At 68.8% G+C, this 20,639-nt stretch carries 15 protein-coding genes and 1 pseudogene; 7 read left to right on the top strand and 9 right to left on the bottom strand.

Features of this window, described 5'->3' with window-relative positions:
• Positions 1–217: 217 nt before the first annotated feature.
• From OG844_RS41005 to OG844_RS41015, 3 genes are all read right to left on the bottom strand, one after another.
• Positions 218–1,480: a DUF6357 family protein gene (locus OG844_RS41005; protein WP_406388265.1), complete on the bottom strand. Its 1,263-nt coding sequence runs from the start codon at positions 1,478–1,480 to the stop codon at positions 218–220.
• A 350-nt stretch (positions 1,481–1,830) separates the two neighbouring features.
• Positions 1,831–2,484 (bottom strand): hypothetical protein, encoded by a 654-nt coding sequence (locus tag OG844_RS41010; RefSeq protein ID WP_406388264.1) that lies wholly within the window; start codon positions 2,482–2,484, stop codon positions 1,831–1,833.
• 245 nt (positions 2,485–2,729) lie between these two features.
• Positions 2,730–4,238: a DUF4246 domain-containing protein gene (locus tag OG844_RS41015; RefSeq protein ID WP_406388262.1), complete on the bottom strand. Its 1,509-nt coding sequence runs from the start codon at positions 4,236–4,238 to the stop codon at positions 2,730–2,732.
• Between the two features lie 300 nt (positions 4,239–4,538).
• Between OG844_RS41015 and OG844_RS41020 the strand changes: the two genes are divergently transcribed.
• Positions 4,539–5,276, top strand: a complete 738-nt coding sequence (locus OG844_RS41020; protein ID WP_406388260.1) for a DUF4232 domain-containing protein — start codon at positions 4,539–4,541, stop codon at positions 5,274–5,276.
• Between the two features lie 202 nt (positions 5,277–5,478).
• The gene (locus tag OG844_RS41025) at positions 5,479–7,713 is read left to right on the top strand and encodes a serine/threonine-protein kinase (protein ID WP_406388258.1); all 2,235 of its coding nucleotides are present in this window, start codon (positions 5,479–5,481) and stop codon (positions 7,711–7,713) included.
• 143 nt (positions 7,714–7,856) lie between these two features.
• Here the strand turns inward: OG844_RS41025 and OG844_RS41030 are convergent, their stop codons facing one another.
• Positions 7,857–8,282, bottom strand: a complete 426-nt coding sequence (locus tag OG844_RS41030; protein ID WP_406388257.1) for a VOC family protein — start codon at positions 8,280–8,282, stop codon at positions 7,857–7,859.
• A gap of 192 nt (positions 8,283–8,474) precedes the next feature.
• Here OG844_RS41030 and OG844_RS41035 point away from each other — a divergent pair, with 192 nt between their 5' ends.
• Positions 8,475–10,436, top strand: coding sequence for an acyl-CoA dehydrogenase (locus OG844_RS41035; protein ID WP_406388255.1), 1,962 nt, complete (start codon positions 8,475–8,477; stop codon positions 10,434–10,436).
• Between the two features lie 91 nt (positions 10,437–10,527).
• Here OG844_RS41035 and OG844_RS41040 read toward each other — a convergent pair whose 3' ends face one another.
• The 4 genes from OG844_RS41040 to OG844_RS41055 all read right to left on the bottom strand — a co-directional run bounded on the left by OG844_RS41040 (position 10,528) and on the right by OG844_RS41055 (position 15,914).
• Positions 10,528–11,403 carry a geranyl diphosphate 2-C-methyltransferase gene (locus OG844_RS41040; RefSeq protein ID WP_406388253.1) on the bottom strand — a complete coding sequence of 292 codons (876 nt, stop codon included), beginning with the start codon at positions 11,401–11,403 and terminating at the stop codon, positions 10,528–10,530.
• 16 nt (positions 11,404–11,419) lie between these two features.
• Positions 11,420–12,730 (bottom strand): family 2 encapsulin nanocompartment cargo protein terpene cyclase, encoded by a 1,311-nt coding sequence (locus OG844_RS41045; protein ID WP_406388252.1) that lies wholly within the window; start codon positions 12,728–12,730, stop codon positions 11,420–11,422.
• Between the two features lie 109 nt (positions 12,731–12,839).
• The gene (locus OG844_RS41050) at positions 12,840–14,252 is read right to left on the bottom strand and encodes a family 2B encapsulin nanocompartment shell protein (RefSeq protein WP_406388250.1); all 1,413 of its coding nucleotides are present in this window, start codon (positions 14,250–14,252) and stop codon (positions 12,840–12,842) included.
• Between the two features lie 804 nt (positions 14,253–15,056).
• Positions 15,057–15,914: a SigB/SigF/SigG family RNA polymerase sigma factor gene (locus OG844_RS41055; protein ID WP_406388248.1), complete on the bottom strand. Its 858-nt coding sequence runs from the start codon at positions 15,912–15,914 to the stop codon at positions 15,057–15,059.
• Between the two features lie 291 nt (positions 15,915–16,205).
• On the opposite strand from OG844_RS41055, the gene OG844_RS41060 reads away from it, so the two are divergent.
• On the top strand, positions 16,206–17,393 hold the full coding sequence (locus OG844_RS41060; protein ID WP_406388247.1) for a PP2C family protein-serine/threonine phosphatase: 1,188 nt from the start codon (positions 16,206–16,208) through the stop codon (positions 17,391–17,393).
• Positions 17,394–17,430: 37 nt separating this feature from the next.
• Here the strand turns inward: OG844_RS41060 and OG844_RS41065 are convergent, their stop codons facing one another.
• Complete coding sequence (locus OG844_RS41065) at positions 17,431–17,928, bottom strand: MarR family winged helix-turn-helix transcriptional regulator (protein WP_406396004.1); 498 nt, start codon at positions 17,926–17,928, stop codon at positions 17,431–17,433.
• A gap of 314 nt (positions 17,929–18,242) precedes the next feature.
• On the opposite strand from OG844_RS41065, the gene OG844_RS41070 reads away from it, so the two are divergent.
• From OG844_RS41070 to OG844_RS41080, 3 genes and pseudogenes are all read left to right on the top strand, one after another.
• Positions 18,243–18,635: an STAS domain-containing protein gene (locus OG844_RS41070; protein ID WP_406388245.1), complete on the top strand. Its 393-nt coding sequence runs from the start codon at positions 18,243–18,245 to the stop codon at positions 18,633–18,635.
• Between the two features lie 366 nt (positions 18,636–19,001).
• Positions 19,002–19,603, top strand: a pseudogene (locus tag OG844_RS41075) (maleylpyruvate isomerase N-terminal domain-containing protein); the annotation flags it as partial.
• Positions 19,604–19,705: 102 nt separating this feature from the next.
• Positions 19,706–20,557: a LysR substrate-binding domain-containing protein gene (locus tag OG844_RS41080; protein ID WP_406396370.1), complete on the top strand. Its 852-nt coding sequence runs from the start codon at positions 19,706–19,708 to the stop codon at positions 20,555–20,557.
• Positions 20,558–20,639 lie beyond the last annotated feature (82 nt).

Consider the following 20,639-nt stretch of genomic DNA (forward strand, 5'->3'; position numbering starts at 1 on the left):
GAGGTGGCGGCGCACGGGGCGCTGCGGGCGGCGGCCACGGCGTCGCACAGCCGAGCTACTCGCGACAAGTCTGCCGGCGGTGGACCGGTGCTACCCGCCGCTGGGCACCGAAACGGACCCGGCTCCGACTGTTCACCACCGCCCGTGTGGGAGTCCTCCTTGAAAGCCCTGGCATGGGAGCCGTCTGTCGCCGCATCGTGAGGGCAAGCATCGGCGACTACTTGGCGTCGCGCCGCCGGCGCGCGCGCTCGAACTCGGCGGCATCCGACATCCAAGAGCCGTGCTGCTCGAGTGCGGCGCAGCCGCCGCGGACGAAGGTGCTCACCAGGTTCCGGTACCCGCTGATCCCGTCGACCAGGCTGTACTCGACCCGGTACTCCGGATCCGACTCGCCTTCACCCTCGTGCACCGTCGTGATCCGGGCGATGGAATCCGCGTAGAAGTGGAGCTGGATCCCTTCGCCCATCTCCTCGTCCTCGATGGTGAACACTTCGTTGTCCGCGGCAGAGCGATCGCCGACGAACTCCCAGAACTCCGCGGTGGCAGTGCGGGGATCGTCCTGGATCCACTTCTTGTCGACGCCCTTGTCGTCGGTGAACGACAGGATCGTCTTCCTCGCACTCTCGCCGAAGTCGGCGCGGTCGCCGGAAGCCTCCTCGTCGTCCTCCATGGGGGTGCTCCTGGAGTGGTCCGCAGCCTCCGAGCACATCAGGAAGCTCACGGTACGCACCGCGTCATCGACGAGCTCAGGGTGTGCACGGCGCACGGCCGCGTCGACCGCCGTCGCCATCCGATCCCAGTCGCGCTTGTCCGTGGCGCGCTTGCCCCGTCGCGGATCGCGGCCGATCCGCATCCCGGCGCATGCCCGCTCCGCGGTGGCGATCACACGCATGACCTCCGGCAGCAGCACGGGGTCGACGGTATCGGGCATCCGCTTCGGAACCGTCGCGCCGTGCAGGTACTGGCCCGTGTACCTCAGTATCGCGGCGTCGAGTGGACCGAGTACTGTTCCGCGCTCGGCGCGGCGGCGGTCCGCGTGGTACTCCTGAGCTCGTTTCCCGTTGGACGTCTCTGTCGCCGCGCGCATCGCCGCGCAGACCTGACCGCGCTCGAGCAGATCGATGTCAGCCCCATGGGCGATGAGCCGACCCCTGTCCCACCGGATGCGTTGGAAGAGCGCGTCGACGTCCGCGGGCGCGGAGAGGAGGATCGGGTCCAGGAGCGCGACGGCAGCGTTCTCTTCGAGCCGGCCCCGGGTTCCGGCGTCGTCGCACAGCGGAAGGACCGCACTCCACAGCAGCAGGTGTCTGGCCAGGTCCTCCCGGATCACCGCAAGATGGGCTTCCCCGATCGAGAACGTGAACGTGCGAGGCTCATGGTTGGCGTCGGCCCCGGCACCGAGCATCAGCTTCAGCTCACCGGCCTCGCGGATCACGTTCGGGATCCAGCCGCTCCTGCGCGTGAAAACTATGTCTCTCATGGACTCAGTCTTCCCCATCAGAAGAGACTGGCGAGTCCTGCCTGCACCGACCTGACCGGCCGCTTTCGTGTCATCCCACGCCGCCCGGAGCGAGCAGGCCCGTCATGGTCGAGTCAGACGTCGAACCTGAACTCCACCGAGTTCCGGTGCAGAGCAACTTCGATCCGGCACCGATCTCGACAGGATGCGACCAGATGGAAATCGCCGCCTACCCATCACCAGAGGAATACAGCAGTCAGTGGTCGACGCGTAGGCGAGTCATTTCCGAACGGCACCGGCTGGACACGGTTGGCCTTGGCCCACGGCGGGCATCACGGCGATGTTGCAGCCCCATCCCGAACCAAATCTGTTCATGACCACCGTTCAAATTCGACGTCGAGGCGCGTGTCGGTGCGCACCCAGACTTCGCCATCGGCGGCCTCGGCCGGGGCGTCGACTCGTTCGACACCGAGGAATTCGATCAACTTGAGCAGTTCGGCTCGTTCAGCTCGGTCATCGCTGACATCATGCGAGTCGAAGAAGACGTAGTACTGGTTGCTCGGGTCTACGATGCCCGAATTTCCCCAGATCCGAGCGACTTCTTCGATTGCCGCGGCTTCGGTCGTGATCGTGGCGGCGCGGGTAGCGCCGCGAGTCTCCGGTGACGCGTCGAGGTCCGCGAGGTCCGAGAACCACTGGCCGAAGTAGTCGAGGCCGGCATATCCGTTCTCGAAAAACAGCATCGCGCTCGGCAGGTAGCGATTGGCCCTATCGACCTTGAGGTATTCAGACCGAGGCTGATCCGCCACATCGATCCGTGCGATCACACCTTGACCGGGCATGAGCACCAAGCTTTGGCTCGCAGGTGCATCTTCGATGGTGTAGGTATCAGCATCTCGATTCCGGAAGAACGCGGAGAATGCTACGTACGCTTCCTGAGGGTCGCCTACGGAGACCTGCTGGGAGTTGCCGTCACCGACAGCGAAGACGAACTGTTTCGGTCCGGGGTTGTAAGGGCGAGCCATTTGTGTCCTTCCTTCACGTGTGATACCTCCGCCAGCGTAGTCGCATCAGAGCAGGCAGACGGACCTGCCGTTCATCGCCGACGAATTGCCGGAAGAGCCGGCGGCCACCGGAGCCACAGCCCCGCGCGCCGGTAGTCTGTTCGGCACGCTCGGTACCCCATCACCGCGCGCGCAGTTCGAGAGGGCACAGGGGCGGGCGCCGCAGGACTTGCCCCCGGGTCCCCTCCCGCGCCCTCTGCCTTGGTTCAGTGCTCGCAGAGGGAGAATTCTCGCTCGTAGAGCTGCTCGTTGTGCTCGTCGACGAAGAACTTGCGTTCCCGCATGAGTTGTTCCCGAAATTCATTGGCCTGTTCAAGCGTCATGGTCGAGGTTTCGGACCATGGTTGCTGCGGTGGCACATCGGATGTCGAGACGATCTTCTCCGACGGGTCGACCAGGAAGAACGCGAGAATTTTGCGATGTCCCGGGCGGGTTGGGTCCGTCAGGTGGAATGAGCCGACGCGGTGCTGCAGGATGTTCGGGAACGCCAGGCAGCGGCCCGCTGGGGTCGATGCCGATCCCAGCGTCTGGTTCAGTGCGTCTTCGTCCTCCAGGCCGTAGACCTCACGCAGACCGTTGTCGTCGTTCTGTTCGTAGTTCGGGTCGTCGAGTGCCGCCCGGAAGCTCAGCCGGCTTTCGGTGATGTTCTCACTGTCCCAGTAGTAGATGCCGGTCGAGACGATCCGCTCGTTCAGCATCCCCTCGACATGCCAGGAACCGCCCGGGTACTCGGGCTTGTCCGGGGTGAGGTGAATGGTGGCGAGCTTGACGATGACCTGGAGGCGGTGGCCTCGCAGGTCGACTCGGGCGGATGCACCGGGCAACTCGGGCGGAGTGAAGGCCGGGGCGTCCGGGATGACCGGGCGGCGGTTTTCCCACCAGTCGTCCTCGGCCTCCTCCCAAGCACGGAGGGCTTCCGCGTAGGCCCCATCATCGCTGTAGTCTGATGTGTCCGGATGCTCAGGCTCCGAGTCGTACCACCCGTAGGGATCGGCCTCGATCCGCAGGGGCCGGGGATGGCGCAGATCGGTGAGCACGTTCTCCAGCAGAGGGCGCATGCACGAGAACAAGTCCGGTAGGACGGAAGCCAGTTCGTGATGAGTCTCGGGGTGGACGTTGTTGACGTACGAACGGAAGGTGATATCGCCGTCATCAGTGACGTCGACGTCCGTGGGCAACCACTGGAATTTCTCCGAGAGTTCGTATGTCGAGTAGCGGCCCGTCTCGTTCTGCCAAGCCCGCTCGGGTGCGTCGCTCACCTCTTTCACCAGGCAGAACAGTGAGGGATGGACCAGATCCAGTACCTGGCCGTCGGACCCGGGATGCCAGTCCTTTTCCGCTTCGGGGACCTGCTCCAGAACCCGGACCGCCTCGCGCAGCCGGGATCCGAGCGTGTCGTCGACCAGCGTGTCCGACTGCCACACCCCGTCGACGGCGGACACCTCGATGCCGGTTCGTCCGTCCCGCAGCGCGGCGTAATGCACGAGTTCGGCGAGCACGTAACGAACCTGCGCTTCGGTGAGCCCTTGGGCGACCGCTTCCTGCGTCCACCTGGCGACGATGTCGGCATCGTTCATCTTGTCGAACCACCCCGGCTTCGCCCGAATGTGTGAGCTGCACTGCATCATCTGAAGTTCCCGCAGTGTTCGGGGTGTTGCGAACGCTATGGAACGGGAAGCACGAAAGGGCAGCGGGAAAGCAGACAGGCCGGTCAATTCTCTTGATCCTCCGAGTCGGTGTGCGGTGGCCGGAAGGATACGTCAGCAGACTGACACCGCAGCTGTAGTCCCTCTCGCCGCCGGTCCGGGAGTCAGCTATGACCCCCTTCTGCGGGCTGCGGACCGCGGCCGCCGTGCCGCCGGCGTCATCGTCACGCCAAGGCATCAGTTCGTACGAGGGCTGTAACAGACCCGGATCCGGGGCGACCGACCGATGGGCGGCAACCCAGAATGGCTGTGCAGAGCTTGAGACATCGACCGGTCCCGGGGGCCGGTCTCGGGGGAGTGGAACACAGCATGCACGCGAAGACAGTGAGAGTCGGATCGCTACGTCAGGGCCTGCGCGGCACCCTCTTGGGGGTGGTGGCGGTCGCGGCGCTGCTGGGGGCCACCGCCTGCCAGGCCTCCGGGGGTGAGGACAACGCCGCCCCGTCGGCCTCCGCGTCGGCCGGGGAGAGCGCGTCGAAGAGTCCCGAGGCATCGGGCGACACCGGCACCGCCACCGAAACCGGCAGTGGTGGCTCGGCCGGTGACGCGACCGGGGACAGCGGCGAGACCGGCGGAGGCAACGGCACCGACTACCAGGACTGCAAGGTCACCGACCTCACCACCGCGGTCGAGTTGCAGGACCCGTCCGGGGAGACCCCCCGCCACTTCCTGCTGACCGTCACCAACGGCAACAAGAAGCCCTGCGTCCTGAACGAGGCACCGCTGGTGCGACTCGGGGCAGGCAACGACGCCTCCACCGTCGAGACGCTCGGAGAGCCTGACACCGAGCCCGTCGTCGTCGAAGGAGACGGCGCGGCGTACGCAGGCCTGTACGTCTTCGGCAACGACGAGGGCGGCGAGGCGGCGTACGACCAGGCCGACCGGTTCACCGCCACCCTGGTCGCCGGTGAGGGCACCGAACTCAACGGCACGCTCATCTTCGACCTGCCCGACGGCCTCCCCTCCGTCTCCTACGACGACGCGGCGCGGGTGAACGGCTGGGCCGGCACCGAGGGCCTGGCGATGCGCGCGATCAACCAGCTCTGACCCCGGGCGGGCGACCCATGCCCCCACTGCCGGGGCATGGTTCTCCCACGGCGGAACGTCGTGAGCGGCACGGGAGCAGCCCTGCGCTCGCTGTTCGTCACCCGCTTTGCTCTGCCGTACTGCACTGCGACTAGTTTGGGTGCAGGACAGGTACGCGGGCCCGTGGTGGCACAGGTGCACGGGGGACGGGAGGTCGGGAAGGGTGTCGCTGCGCGAAGGAGATCCAGCCGAGATCGGCGGTTATCCACTTGAGGCGCGGCTCGGCTCGGGTGGCATGGGCACGGTCTTTCTGGCCCGTACGAGTTCGGGGCGACCCGTCGCGATCAAGCTCATCCATCAGCAGTACGCGGGGGACGACGAGTTCCGCATCCGCTTCCGGCAGGAGGTTGCTGCCGCGAGGCGGGTGAGTGGAGCGTTCACCGCCGCCGTGGTCGACGCCGCCCCCGAGGCCGAGCAGCCGTGGATGGCGACGACCTACATCGAGGGGCACACGCTCGCCCAGCGCATCGCCGCGGAGGGTCCGCTGAACGGAGCGGAGCTGAGGAGGCTCGCCATCGGGCTGGCGGAGGCACTGCGCGACATCCACCGGGTGGGGGTCGTCCACCGTGACCTGAAGCCCTCGAACGTCGTGCTCTCGCCCGAGGGCCCGCGCGTCATCGACTTCGGCATTTCGCGCGCCGTGGACCAGCAGACGCTGACGATGACCGGGCGGGTCATCGGTACGCCGCCCTTCATGTCGCCGGAGCAGTTGCAGGCGCCGCGCGGTGTGGGGCCGCGGTCCGATGTCTTCTCGCTGGGGACGCTGCTGGTGTACGCGGCAACGGGACATGGGCCCTTCGACGCGGACAGCCCGTATTTGACGGCGTATCAGGTGGTGCACGAGGAGCCGTCGCTGGGTGCGGTACCGGCGGCTCTGCGTGCGGTCATCGAGCCGTGCCTGGACAAGGAGCCCGAGGGGCGCCCCTCGGCGGACGAACTCCTCGTGCTGTTGCGGGATTTGCCGTCCGACCTCGGCGGTACCGAGGTGAGCGGGCTCGGCGCGGGCCGCACCCGCGACATGATCACCCAGCATCACGCGACGCGGGCCACCCCGGAGCCGAATGCCCCGGCCACCGCCGAGGCCGGTCCAGGGAGCACCGGCACCCCCATCGGCCACCGTCTGCGCCGCCGGTGGCGTCCTGTGCTCGCGGCCGCGGTCGCCGTGGCAGCGATCGGCGGGGGAGTCGCGGCGCTGAAGGCGGGCGGCTCCGGGGGCAACAGCGGCGGTGACAAGGGCAACAGCGTCGCGGTGCCGGGTGCTGCACTGCCGGACGGCTTCGAGCCGTGGCGCAGGACCGTGCAGGGTGGCAGCGAAGACATCCCCGACGAGCTGCGTTGCGTCGCGCGCGGCGAGGCGCTGTTCTGCGGGGGCGGCGGTGTCGTCGCCACCCGTATCAGGACCATGGACGGCTCGCGGGTGTGGACGGCGAAGAGCCCGGGCGTCCCCGTCCAGGGCATGCACCTGGTGGGCGCCACCGACGACACGGCGCTCGGTTACCGCTTCGCCGCCCAGGACGCCCCGCAGGACCCTCCCAGCGAGGTGGTGGCCATCGACGCCGACAACGGCAGGGAGCTGTGGTCCGTACCGTCCGGCGCCCAGTCGACCGCCGTCACGGGCCGGACCCAGGACGCCGTCGTGATCGGCTCCGCCGTCGTGACGGTCGACGCTTCCAACTCCCGCTTCGAGGCCCGGGACGCGCACAGCGGTGAGGTCACCTGGACGACGTCGTTCCCCGCGGGAACGCAGTGCGCTCCCGTCCCGGCGGGCCCACGGCTCTTCGCCATGTGCGCGACGGATGCGGAGGTGGATGCCTTGGAGGTGCGCCACCCGACCCTGTCCACGGTCGACCGCGCCTCGGGGACCCTGGGCAGGCCTATCGCGGTCGACGGTCCCGCCGTGCCGGTGGGCGGCGCCGACGGCAGGCTCGTACTCCTTCAGGAGCACCTGGAGGGACCGGCGCTGACCGGTTACGACGGGGTGGCGCGGGTTGACCCGGCCTCGCGGAAGGTCACGTACTCCCGACTGGCCCAGACGTACGCGGGGACGCCCGGCATGGCGGACGGCACCGTGTACGTGAGCGGGCACACCGGTCTCGTCACGGCGCTCGACCCCGCGACCGGCCGGAAGAAGTGGTCGCGGCAGACGGGCGTGGAGGGCGCGTCGGGTCCCGCGGCAGGAGCCGACGCGCTGTACTTCAGCTCGGCCACCGGTCGGGTCGTCGCACTGTCCCCGCACGACGGCAGAGCGCTGTGGACAACGGATCCGCAGGCCGACGGTCTGACGGGTGAGCAGGGCGCAGGCCCGCGTGTGACCGTCGCTGGACGTGCGGTGATCGTGGCCGCGGCCAGGAACACTCTCTTCGCCTTCGACGCACAGAAGCCGCCGAAGCCGAGCTGACCCCGGCGGCACCGGACGCCGGCCGCCTTCCTTGCGGGGCCCAGGATCTCACCGGCTCACCCGCTGATCTGCTGCGCCACCTGGAGGTTGCGCACCGCGGCGACCGGCTGCACGGACGCCGGCCGGACCACGATGTGCGCCGTTCAGGCGACCGGCTCGCCGATGCCCAGCAGGTTGCCCTCGCTGTCGCGGAACCAGGCGGCGCGCTCTCCCCGTGCGCCCTTGCTCGGGTAGTTCCCGTCGATATCGGCGATCCCGTCCTTCGTCCGGAGACCGGGCACGTCGACCTCCTCGAACATCACGCCGCGTTGCTTGAGTTCCGCCACGATCGTCTCCACGTCGTCGACCTGCCACCCCATCTGGGTGAAAGTTCCGGGCGAGGCTCCTGTCGACTCGAACAGGGCGAACTCGGTGTCTCCACACCGGTACAGCAGTCCACCGGGCCGTTCGTCGACGGGCTCCAGCCCGAGCTGCTCGGCGTAGAAGCGCCGTGCCCGGTCCAGGTCCTGGGCGGGCAGCCGGGTCGCCACGCGCCCCCGGGCGAGAATGTTCCTGTTGTCCGTGGTCATGCCTCCACTGTGCCTGGCGCCGCAGTCAGCTGCCGCGCGTGAGCCCCAGCGTGTCGAGCAACCGCACTGGCCCACAGCACCCGGCCGGGGCGTGGAACGCATCTGCTCGGTCACCTCGCCGCGCTTCCCCCGTACGGCCCTGCGAGCGCCGGTCGACCGCTTGATCGTCCCCGCGCGGGGTAGCGAGATGGCATGGCCACTGACAACACATCCACTGCTGCGAGCGGATACGTGCAGCCCGAGGTCGACGTCCGGGCCCTGGCCGAGGTGCTCGACGGCGAGTACGCCGAGATCCGCGGCCTGGTCCGGAGCAACCTGGTGACGCATGCCTCCGTTCTCGAGGAGGCCGACGAGCTCGGCGTCGACGCGTTTCGCGAGCGGGTTCGTGAGCTCGTGGTCGAGATGGCCGCGACGGGACAGACCGGTATGGGTTTCCCGAGCAAGTACGGAGGGGGCGGCGACATCGGAGCCTCGATCGCCGCTTTCGAGACCCTTGCCTTCGGTGACCTTTCGGTGCTGGTGAAGGTCGGCGTGCAGTTCGGACTCTTCGGTGGCGCGATCCTGCACCTGGGCACCGAACGCCACCACGACGCCCATCTGCCGGACCTGATCACCGGGCGGCTGATGGGGTGCTTCGCGATGACCGAGACCGGGCACGGCTCCAATGTCCAGGCGCTCGGCACCCACGCGAGGTACGACGCCGCCCGCCAGGAGTTCGTCATCACCACGGACGGCGACCAGGCGCGCAAGGACTACATCGGCAATGCGGCCCGCCACGCGGAGCTGGCGGTCGTCTTCGCCCAGCTGGAGGTGGGCGGGAAGCCCGAGGGGGTGCACGCGTTCGTCGTGCCGGTCCGGGTCGGCGGCGAGGTGGCCCCCGGTGTCCGGATCGAGGACGACGGCCGAAAGATGGGCCTCAACGGCGTGGACAACGGCCGCATCTGGTTCGACGGCGTGCGGGTGCCGCGTGAGGCGCTGCTCAACCGGTTCGCCGACGTCACCGCCGACGGCGTCTACGAAAGCTCGATCGAGAACCCCGACCGGCGCTTCTTCACCATGCTCGGCACACTGGTCCAGGGACGGGTCAGCGTCGGCGGCGCCGGGGTCAACGCGGCCAAGGTCGCCCTCGCGATCGCCACCAAGTACGCCGTGCGGCGCCGGCAGTTCGAGGCGTCCCCGGACGCGGAGGAGCAACTGCTCCTCGACTACGGTCTGCACCAGCGTCGTCTGCTGCCGCTCGTCGCGCGCACGTACGCGTTGCACTTCGCGCAGGACGTCGTGCGCACGCAGCTGCACGACGTCTTCTCCGGCATCGAGGACGACGCGCACGCGCGGCGCCGGCTGGAGTCACGGGCCGCGGGCACCAAGGCGCTCGGCACCTGGCACGCCACCCGGGTCATCCAGGAGTGCCGCGAGGCGTGCGGCGGCGCCGGTTACCTCACCGTGAACCGGTTCGCCGCCCTCAAGAGCGACAGCGACATCTTCACCACCTTCGAGGGCGACAACCACGTCCTGCTGCAACTCGTGGCCAAAGGCCTGCTCACCCATTACGCGAGCGAGTTCGAGGACCTCGACCAGCTCGGCATGGTACGCCACGTCACCAACCTCGCCGTCGAGACGGTCATCGAGAAGACTTCGGCCCACAAGCTGCTCGAGCGGGTACGCGATCTGCTGCCCGGCGGAGACGAGTGGGACCAGGAAGCCGGGCTGCGAGACTCGGAATACCAGCTCGCCATGCTCCGCTACCGAGAGGAGCACATGCTCGCCGGCGTCGCCCGCAGGCTCAAGCGCGGGATCGACCAGAAGCGCAACCCCGGAGCCGTCTTCTCGCAGGTCCAGGACCACGTCATCGCGGTCGCCCACGCACACGTGGAGCGGCTGGTGCTGGAAGCGTTCGTCGACCAGGTGCGTGCGTTGCCGAAGAGCGGCAACAAGGTCGCGCTGGGCTTGCTGTGCGACCTGTTCGCCCTGTCGACGATCGAGGCGGACCGGGCCTGGTTCATGGAGCACGGCAGGCTGACCGTCCAGCGTTCCAAGGCGATCAGCCGTGAGGTGAACGACCTCTGCCGCAAGGTCCGGCCCCTCGCGGTCGACTTCGTCGACGCCTGGGGCATCCCGTCGGAAATGCTGCGCGCGCCGGACCTGGTGGGCTGACCGGGCGCCGTGCCGAGCCGCAGTGGGGCGCGTGGCTGTGGCACGGAGAGGGCCCGTTCCACCGGGGGCGGGCCCTCCGGTCAGCAGGCGGTCAGATGCGGTCGGCTGCGATGAGGAGGTACTGGAAGGACCCGTCCCTGTAGGAGTTGATGAACGCGTCCTCGATTCCCGTGACCAGCGAAGACGTGGCCCGTAGCTCCCAGTAGGGCAGGGTGTCGGGGGTGAGATCGATGACGGCCTGTGGCACGAGGCGATTGTCGGCCATGGCGCGCAGGTACTCCCGGCGCGAGTGGATGTTGCACTCGAAGTGCGCGTTGATCTGCGAGACCCACTTCGAGGGCTGCCCGTACCGCGGGTTCCAGCAGCCGGTGATGGTCACGTAGCGGCCGCCGACCTCGAGGATGCGGGAGTGTTCGGCGAAGAGGTCGTGCAGGTCGACGTACATGCTCGACTCGTTGTTCCACGAGGCCGCGGCCGACCCGGTCTCGAACGGAGTGGCGAGCATGTTGCAGACGCGGGCGCGGACGTGGTCCTGGACACGGAGTTCTCGGGCACGACGGTTGGCGAAGTCGGCTTGCTTGGCCGACAGCGTGACACCTTCGACCTCGCACCCGAAGCGCTGGTGCGCCATCACCATCGAACCGCCGCGGCCACAGCCGGCGTCCACCAGGGTGTCGTCCTCGCCGATGTCACCGAGATGCCCCAGAAGGAACTCCGCCTGGGCGGACTCCAGTCGGTGGAGCTCGGCGATGAGTTTCTTCTCGCTCTCGCTGTCCGTGGAGTCACCGAGTGCGGCGTGGTCCACGTCGCCGATGCCGTAGTGATGGTGGTAGAGGCCGTCGACATCGCCGAGACGCAGGTTCACGGGCCTGGCCTCCCCGTCCCAGTAGCGGGCGATGTCCCCCTGGTAGGGCGTCGACGGGCGGGGGATGTGGAGGGACGCGGTGGCGAGTTCGGTGTGGGTCACAGATGATTCCATTCTCTTACCAGAAATCGGGCAGGCTGTAGCGGTAGGTGTTGGACCGGTGCCAGTGGTGGTTGCCGTCGACCCAGGTGGCCACGCCCCGGAGGAAGCGCTGCACGTCGGGGGCGGGGCAGGCCTCGGCCAGGGCGGAGGCTTCTCGTTCGAAGTCGTGCATGAGGTCGTTGTGGACCTCGACCGACTTCAGATAGGCGTCCCGTTCGGAGAGGCCCTCACGTTCGGCGATCACGACGGGCAGGTTCAGGTGCCGGCCCGGAGCGTCGAGTTCCTTGGTGTACGAGTACAGGTCGTTCACGATGGTCGTCGCGTTCCCCGCGAGGGCGATGACCTTCTGCATCGCGGCCTGGGCGTGCAGGTCCGCCGGCAGTTCGTAGCCGCCGACGGTGTCGGTGATGGTCGGACAGGGACGGAAGTTGTTGAACTGGCGCATGGCCAGGTACTCCCACACCTCCGGTACGTGGTCCAACTGCGCCCAGGCCGCTTCGGCGAGGTACCCCAGGTGCAGCCGGGCCATGTCGTGCCGTAACCGGTCCGCCTGGGAAGGGCTGGCAGCTCGGACGAAGTACTCCATGGCGGAGCGGTAGGCGCGCCGGGGTGCGTCCGCGTGGAGCGACTTCGCCCACTGCGGCTGGTACTCCTCGGTCGTGTGCAGGGGGTCGAGGGCGGTGTGCGCCAGCAGAAGACGTTCGCCCAGGCCGACGGGAGAGCCCCCGTGGTCCTCGCAGTAGCAGTCGTCCACGGCGTTCTCGGCCACCATCAAGCGTGTGGCGACCATCAGGTGGTCGACGGTGGGCGCGTCCGGATGGCAGCCGACCATGTAGCGGCCCACCGAAAAGCCGTCGAACTCCTCCTCCCAGTCCTCGGGATACAGGCTGACCTCGTCCAACGCCCAGGACTTGATCCTTCGGCTGACTTCTTCGACCCGCACCGGGTCGGGCTCGGGCACCGGGTGGTAGTAGAGGCCCGGGACCGGCGTGCCCTCCGCTGTGTCCGTCGGCGGCTCCGAAGACGTCGGTGGCCTTTCCCGCAGGATCAGGCGCAGGCCCGCTGTGCCCAGACCGCTGGGGCCACGCAGGATGCGTGCCAGGTCGGCGCCCGGTGCGGGCACCTCCATCGCCGGGGTGTCGAGGGGAGTCAGGGCGGGCGAGGCCGGCGCAGGCGGGGCGGGCGAGGCCGGAGCGCAGGGCGGCCCGCCGGTCGCGGTGTCGATGTCGAAGGCGCGGGCCGCGGCGGAAGCGAGTACGTGCGCCCCGAAGCGGGAAGCGGCCTCTTGCAGGTGGGACTGTGGTGGTGGCAGCTCAGGCTCTGACATCCGTGGCTCCTTCGTGGGGTGGGCGGCTGTCCCGAGGCCCTCCGGGGCATGCGCGACCGCCCCGAGAGGGGTTGGGGGTGTCGCACCAGGCCTTTTCGGGCCGGGCCCGCTACTTGGGCCAGTGGGCGATCTGCACGTTCTCCAGCACGCCGACCGCGTCCGGCACGAGGATGGCGGCGGAGTAGTAGGTGCTGACGAGGTAGGACGTGATCGCCTTCTCGTCGAGGCCCATGAAGCGGACCGACAGACCCGGTTCGTACTCGTCCGGGAGCCCGGTCTGGTGCAGACCGATGACGCCCTGGTTCTCCTCGCCGGTACGCATGGCGAGGATCGAGCTGGTCCTCTCCTTGGTGACGGGGATCTTGTTGCAGGGGAGGATCGGGACCCCGCGCCAGGCCGGGACCTGCTGGCCCCCGAGGTCGACATGGTCCGGATAGACCCCACGCGCGTTGAACCCGCGCCCGATCGCCGCGATCGTCCGAGGGTGCGCGAGGAAGAACTTGGTGCCGCGGCGCCGGCACAGCAGTTCGTCCATGTCGTCCGGAGTCGGGGGACCGGAGTGCGTCTGGATGCGCTGCTTGAAGTCCGCGTTGTGGAGCAGGCCGAACTCCCGGTTGTTGATCAGCTCGTGCTCCTGGCGCTCACGCAACGCCTCGATGGTGAGCCTGAGTTGCTCCTTCGTCTGGTTCATCGGCCCGTTGTAGAGGTCGGCGACCCTCGTGTGGATCCGCAGAATGGTCTGGGCGACCGAGAGTTCGTACTCGCGCGGTTTCAGTTCGTAGTCGACGAACGCGCCGGGCAGCTCGGTTTCGCCGCTGTGGCCGGCCGACATCGCGATCTCCGCCTCGCCGCGGTGGTTCTGCCGTTGGCTGGACAGCGAGGAGAACTCTTCGAGGTGGGCTCGGAGGCTCGGCGCCGTGGACAGCACGGCGCGGAAGTCGGCGCGTGACAGGGTGAGCAGCGTGCCCGAGGTCTCGGCGGTGGCGGTGTGCTCCCACCGGGCGTCCTCCTCGAGCAGGGCGTGCTCCCCGAACCGGTCGCCATCGGCGAGTACGTCCAGAGCGGCATCGTCGCCGTACTTGCCGACCGAGGTCCGGCTGATGCGTCCGTGGGCGATCAGGTGGAGCTGGTCCGCGGGTGTCCCGCGCTCCACGAGCGTCTCGCCGGTGCGGAAGTCGCGTTGGACGCACCTGTCCGCGACGGCTGCCAGTACCTCGACGTCGTCGAAGCCGCGCAGCAGGGCCAGTTCACCGAGCTCACGGGGAATCACCCGGACGTCGGCGCCGTCCTGGATGAACTCCACGCTCCCGTCGCCGACGGTGTACGTCAGCCGACGGTTCACCCGGTAGGCCCCGCCCTGGGTCTCCACCCAGGGGAGCATGCGCAGGAGCCAGCGAGAGGTGATCTCCTGCATCTGCGGGGCGGACTTGGTCGTGGTGGCGAGGTTGCGGGCAGCCGCCGTGCTCAGGCTGGACTGCCGGGGCAACTCCACTTGCGCTTCCGTGGTCGAGTCAGTGGTCATCGGGCAAGGTCTCCTTGGTCAGGGCGGTGGCGCGCGTAAGCGGACACCACCGGGCAACAGGAGGGAAAAGCGGTATATGAACGGGAATCCGTCCAGACCCAGAGGAACCTTAACGGCCGCTTCGCCCCCTGAACCAAGGGAAGTTGCTGACATTCGCTCGATACGATGATCGCGTCCGCACGATGTTTGTCCGGGTACCGGCTGTATTCAGCCGAGGCTGATGGCGCGTCCCAGGGATCGGCCGGCTCGGATTCAGCGGTGTGGGACCGACGGGCCGACGGCGGCGGAAGTGCCGTACGCCAAGAGAGTTGCGGGCTGTCGGGCCCGACGGGTCGACCGCCCGCTGACGCGACCGTTTCCGCATGAGTCACGACCGGCCTCACCGACACGAGGCCAGAAACGCGACAAGGCCCGGATTCGGGCCAGGGAACAGCTGGGGAAACGCACCGACGAGGCATCTTCGCGGACTTGAGGCGAAAGGGGTGGCCGGTGCCGGTCGTCATCGTCGGGGAGGCGCGCCGCCGCGGGCTCAGGCGCCGTGCGAACCGAGAGTCATCGGTCTTCCGTGTGCGGCGCGGGGCGGGCTGCGCGCCGCGCCGCACACGGCGACCGACGGGGGGTGGCCGTCGGTCCGGCGTGGGACTGTGCCGGATCCACGGGCGGTACCTGCCGGGCAGGGACGTGGTGGGGTCACCGATGCGTCCCGGGCGGCGGGCCCAGCCCGATCGGTGCCGGGCCGGAAGGCCGCTTCATCGCGCGGACGACGGCCCGCCGGTGTCCCGAAGGTTCCGGGTGCGGGCGTATTCAGGCCAGCATGCCGGCGCGGAGCTTGCCGAGGGTGCGTGTGAGGAGGCGGGAGACGTGCATCTGGGAGACGTCGAGTTCGGCGCCTATCTGCGACTGCGTCATCTCCTGGCCGAAGCGCATCTCGATGATGCGTCGCTCGCGGTCGTCGAGCTCCTCCAGGAGCGGGGCCAAGGCGTGCAGGTTCTCCACGGTCTCCATGGCGGAGTCGGGCTCACCCAGGATGTCGGCGAACGTGCGGGACGCCGAGCCCGGCGTTTCCCCGGAGTCGGTCGGCAGGTCCAGGGAGCCCGCGGTGTAGCCGTTCGACGCGATGATGCCCTCGATGACCTCGTCCTCGGTGAGGTCCATGTGTTCGGCCAGTTCCTTCGCCGTCGGGTCACGGTCCAGGTGGGTGGCGAGTTCGTCCTTCGCCTTGGCCAGATCCACGCGGAGTTCCTGCAGCCGTCGGGGGACGTGGACGGCCCAGGTGGTGTCACGGAAGAAGCGCTTGATCTCGCCGATGATGTAGGGGACGGCGAAGGTGGTGAACTCGACCTCACGGGAGAGCTCGAACCGGTCGATGGCCTTGATGAGTCCGATGGTTCCGACCTGGGTGATGTCCTCCATCTCACCGCTGCCCCGGTTGCGGAAGCGGCGCGCGGCGAACCTGACCAGGGAGATGTTCATCTCGATGAGGGTGTTGCGCGCGTACTGGTACTCGCGCGTGCCCTCCTCCAGGACCTGCAGCTGCTCGAAGAACAGCGTCGACAGGGCGCGCGCGTCCTTCGGGGCCACCTTGCCCGCGTCCTCGATCCAGGGCAGCTCACCGACACGCTCCGGCGAAGCCTCCGAAGCCGACGTCACGTCAGTCGGCATGAGCCCGGCAGTCTGTTCAGCAATCACTTCTTGTCACCCTCCCTGGAACGAGCTCGCTTCCTGACGAGCCCTTGCCCCGCCTCGGGAGGACCATGCGCGGTGACGCGAATTTTCTTGCTGTGCGGAAACAGTTGTCTCTGGGCATCGTAAGATGAGCAGCGCCGATCACCGGTGCGACCCCCCTGGGCGCGCCGCGCTGGATCGGGTACAGGCCCCGTACGCTGGAGGCTGACGGCCGAGGCCCACGGACGGTCCGGGGCTTCGGCGCAGCACGACGAGAAACAGGATCACGTGGACAGATTCGCTGCCGTCGAGCGAGAGCTGCGCAAGGCCGCACCTCATCAGCTCCTCGACGTCGTCACGACGACTCTGCGGGAGCAGTACGACGTACAGAGCGTGGAGTTGCGGCTCGCCGACTACGGCGTGACCACGCTCCAAGTGGTGTCCGAGGCGCCTCTCGCCGAGCCGGTGCCCATACATGACAGCCCGCAAGGGCGGGCATTCGGCGCCCAGGAGGCGTACGTGGAGCCCCGGACCACGCCGGGTCCGGCGACGGCGCACCTGCCGGTGACCGTCCGGGGAGACCGGCTCGGTGTCCTCAGCGTCACGGCGCGGGAGGGCGGCTGGTCCCGCGAGTGCCTCGCGGAGATGCAGCAGATCTGCGAAGCGCTCGGCCACGAGATCCTCGTAGCCGAACGGGACACCGACCTCTATCTCCTCGCCCGCCGCGCCACACGGCTGACCCTGGCCGCGGAGATGCAGTGGCAGCTGCTGCCCGGCCGCTCCGTGTCCCGCCCCGAATTCTCGCTGGGTGCCCACCTGGAGCCCGCGTACGCGATCTTCGGCGACAACTTCGACTGGTCGGTGTCGGCCCATCACCTCACCCTCACCGTCACCAACGGTATGGGCAAGGGGATGGAGGCGGCCCTGCTGACCAATCTCGTAGTGAACGCGCTGCGCAACGCCCGCCGCGCCGGCCTCGACCTTTCCGGCCAGGCCAGCCTTGCCGACCAGGCCGTCTACGCCCAGCACCGGGGCGCCCTGCACGCGTCGGTCCTGCTGCTCCGTTTCGACCTGGCCACGGGCGAGGTGGAGGCCGTGGACGCCGGCTCCCCCCGCATGTGGCGGCTGAGGGGACGCGGCGTCGAATCCTTCGACTTCGACGCGCAGCTCCCGCTGGGCATGTTCGAAGAGACGGAGTACGTCGCGGAGCGCCTTCGCGTGGAGCCGGGCGACCGGCTGCTGATCGGTAGTGACGGTGTCTACGACAGCGCGTCGGCGGCGGGGGAGCACTACGGGCAGCGTGCCCTCGCACGGGCACTGTCCGCGCACCGCTTCCTGCCTTCCGAGCAGGTGCCTCTCGCGGTTCTCCGCGATCTGCGGGACTACCGGGGCGCGACACCGCTGGAGGACGATGCCCTGGTGGTCTGCCTGGACTGGTTCGGACGGCAGTCCTCCACCGGTGGCACGTTCGTGTGACCGTGGCCGATCAGGCGGCCGTGCGGTCGGCCGGCTTCTATCCGGTCGACCGCAAGGGTCTCGCCCCGTCGCTGTCCTGCCCCGAGGACGCAGCCGCGCCGCGGAAGGCCCTGAGCCCTTCGAGGAGCGAACGCCGTGCCTTGGCCGGCATCGCGTCGATCGTGGACATCAGCACCTCCTCCCTGCGCATGCGCAGGTCGACCAGATACGCCTTGCCGAGACTGGTCAGCCGGAGCTCCAGTTCCCGGCGGCTCACCGGGCTGGGGGTGCGCTCCACGAACCCCGTGGCCTGCAAGCGGTCGCACAGCCTGCTGACCGAGGGGGAGGCCGATCCCAGGGCATCGGCGAGCATCCGCAGATTGATGCCCTCCTCCCGGTCCAGCGTGTACAGCACGCGGAGCTGGGAAGGGGAGACCGGGCCTGTCGGCACGGCTTCGCGTCCGTGCTCCCAGAGGACTTCGAGGAGTTCGACGAACTCGGAACCCTCACGGGCCACATCCCGCGACCGATGGTCGGGTTCGGGGCTCAGGCCCATATTGATGACACTCCGATCCGGCATCGCCTCACTCGTCCGTCTGGCCACCGGACCGAGCAATCGAGCCGGGCATCCGCTGCGCTCGTACGGAGAGCCAGGACCGAGGTTCCGGGACACACATGCACGGCCCCGAATATCCTACCCCCGTCCGCCACAGGTTCCCCGGGTCGCGACGGAGGCTCGATGGGTTTCCGTACGACAACAGTTGTCATGGGGTACGGTTCGGCAGTCGACATCTGATGCGTGATCTTCGAGCGGGCCACGCCGCTCCCGCCGTGACGGCGACCCGCTCCCGGCCTGGAGTACTGACACCCATGACGCACAGCCAGACCCTCATCCTCACTGTCAGGTATCCGGCGGACTCGATCGCCGTCCTCACGGTTGCCGGAGAGATCGATGTGGACAGTGCGCCGGCCTTGCGGACCCGGGCCATGGAGCTGATCAGGCAGGGCAGGCCACACCTGGTCCTGGACCTGGCGCCCGTGGAGTTCTGCGATTCCTCCGGTCTCAACGCGATGATCGCCATCCTCCGGTACGCGAAGGACCGGCACGGGTCCCTGTCGTTGGCCGCCGCACCGCCCCACCTGACGAGGCTGCTGGGCGTCACGGGTGTCGGCGACCTGATACCCGCACTACCCACCACGGCCGAGGTGCTGACACACATCACGATGCCCGGGGGTACGCCGGAGCAGCAGGAACCCCTCTAGACGGGCACGACGAAGCCCAGGCCAGGGACTGCCGGGCGGGGCTCGATCTCATCAGTTCAGGCCTGCTGCGGAGCGGGCAGGACTCGCGGGGCCCATCCGTTGCCTGCGGCGCCTCGCGGCGCGCCAGCAGCCGGTACGGGGCCGCCGGGACCACCAGGCCCACGAAGGCTGGACCTCGGGTCCGGGAGTGCAACGGCGTTCCACGGCAGGCGTGTTGTCAGCGGAAATCGCTGTCCGGTTGCCGGAGCGCAGTGTCAGGCATCCGGAGTGGGGAAGAATCTGGAGTCCCCCGGTCTGCTGCGGCTGATCGACGAACGGCCGGCCTTCCGCGCCGCCGTCGCTTCCGCGCCCAGCCTCGACGTGCAGGTGCCGACCTGCCCCGGGTGGACGCTGTTCGACCTGGTGCGGCACCTGGGCGAGGGGTGTCGCTCCTGGGCCGCCACCGTCGCGGCAGGCCCTGCCGCCTTGATGAAGTCCGCAGGGAAGGCCCGGTCCCACCTCGGGAGCGCGAGGCCCTGCCGGCCTGGCTGGCCGCATCGACGCAGGAGCTCCTGGACGAACTGCGGGAGGCCGGCCCGGACCGTGGTTGCTGGACGTGGTGGGGCACGGCGCAGTCGCCGAGGACCTGCGGCGCCGTCGCCCGGCACCAGCTCCAGGAGATCGCGGTGCACACCTACGACGCGCAGGTCACCGCGGGTGACCCGCAGCCGCTGCCGGACGAGGTGGCACTCGAGGGTGTCGACGAATTCCTGTCCACCTGCTGCGCAACTCCCGGCGCCTGGCCGCACAAGCCCACTGCCTTCGGCTTCCACGCCACCGAGGGCCACTCCTGGCGCCTGACGGCCGACGGCGACGGCGCACGCTCCACGCGTCTCCCCGTCCCCGGAACGCCGCCCGCCACCGCTGCCGACGAGGGTCAGGAAGCGGCCGGAGTCTCCGGCCGCGGCACGGCCGGTGAGCTGGTCCTGTTCATGTACGACCGCATCCCGGCGGACTCCCTGCGGATCGACGGAGACGCAGGTCTCATCGACCTGCTCCGCGCCTGGGAGCCGGAGGGGGAGGACCTGACGATGCGCCACCGTCAAGGTCGAGGGAATGCCTCCGGGAGAACGGGCGCAGCCAGGCCGTGGTGGCTCGGTCCGAAGGCTTGTTCCGGGTCCAGGGCGGAACACGAACGCGCCGCGCTGCACGCGGGCCGCGGCGGAATCCTGCGCATCGGTGCGTTCGCCACCGCCACCATCTCCCTGGTGCGCGCGGCCCTGCGCGAGTTCAAGCGGGACGGGCCGGACGTGGAGGTCACCGCGGTCGAGGGGCGGAGCGGCACCCTGATGCGGCAGCTCACGGAGAGGGATCTCGATCTCGCCGTGGTCAGTGAACTCCGTCCGGTCTTCCGCCGGCCGGGGGTGTCACGACGACGGCTCTCCCGGGGACGAGTTGCTCGTCGCTCCACCACGGCCATTCCCTGGCGGGAGCCGGGACCGTCGAGCTGCGCTATCTGTGCGACGAGGTCTGGCTCCAGGACGCGCCCTCGGACAGCCCCGCCATGCTCGCTGGCGCGTGGGCACGGGCGGGCTTCAAGCCCAGGAAGGTCATCAGGATCGCGGAGTGCCGCCGCCGGACCGGGGATCGCCCTGGTCCCCTCGTCGGCGACCCACGCGGTCCCGGCCGGACTCGTCCTGTGTCGGCTCGGCCCCCCCGCACCGGAGCGTACACATTGCACTGCCCGCGGCCCCGGTGCCGGCGGCGTTGAAGCTGCGGACCTGCGCCACGTCGCCTCCGACCGGACTGTGCTGACCGGCAACTGGCGGTTGCGCCGCCAAGGAACGGCGAAGGCCGTGGTGCGTCGGAGAGGGCTTCGCTGGTCACTCCTGATCCTTTGCGATCCGGTTGGTGGCGCTGAGCTGCGCAGTTGGCGGGCGTGAGGGTGGTGCCGGTGTGAGGACCGTTGACAAAAGTGTGACCTGCTAGAAACCTGTCACCTCGGCACCGCAAAATATTGACCGG

The sequence above is a fragment of the Streptomyces sp. NBC_00887 genome (assembly GCF_045207585.1).

Excerpts from the sequence above, each read along its gene's own strand:
- OG844_RS41005 (WP_406388265.1), bottom strand. The coding sequence starts at position 1,480 with ATGAGAGACATAGTTTTCACGCGCAGGAGCGGCTGGATCCCGAACGTG.
- OG844_RS41010 (WP_406388264.1), bottom strand. The coding sequence starts at position 2,484 with ATGGCTCGCCCTTACAACCCCGGACCGAAACAGTTCGTCTTCGCTGTC.
- OG844_RS41020 (WP_406388260.1), top strand. The coding sequence starts at position 4,539 with ATGCACGCGAAGACAGTGAGAGTCGGATCGCTACGTCAGGGCCTGCGC.
- OG844_RS41030 (WP_406388257.1), bottom strand. The coding sequence starts at position 8,282 with ATGACCACGGACAACAGGAACATTCTCGCCCGGGGGCGCGTGGCGACC.
- OG844_RS41035 (WP_406388255.1), top strand. The coding sequence starts at position 8,475 with ATGGCCACTGACAACACATCCACTGCTGCGAGCGGATACGTGCAGCCC.
- OG844_RS41045 (WP_406388252.1), bottom strand. The coding sequence starts at position 12,730 with ATGTCAGAGCCTGAGCTGCCACCACCACAGTCCCACCTGCAAGAGGCC.
- OG844_RS41050 (WP_406388250.1), bottom strand. The coding sequence starts at position 14,252 with ATGACCACTGACTCGACCACGGAAGCGCAAGTGGAGTTGCCCCGGCAG.
- OG844_RS41055 (WP_406388248.1), bottom strand. The coding sequence starts at position 15,914 with ATGCCGACTGACGTGACGTCGGCTTCGGAGGCTTCGCCGGAGCGTGTC.
- OG844_RS41065 (WP_406396004.1), bottom strand. The coding sequence starts at position 17,928 with ATGGGCCTGAGCCCCGAACCCGACCATCGGTCGCGGGATGTGGCCCGT.
- OG844_RS41070 (WP_406388245.1), top strand. The coding sequence starts at position 18,243 with ATGACGCACAGCCAGACCCTCATCCTCACTGTCAGGTATCCGGCGGAC.
- OG844_RS41080 (WP_406396370.1), top strand. The coding sequence starts at position 19,706 with ATGCGCCACCGTCAAGGTCGAGGGAATGCCTCCGGGAGAACGGGCGCA.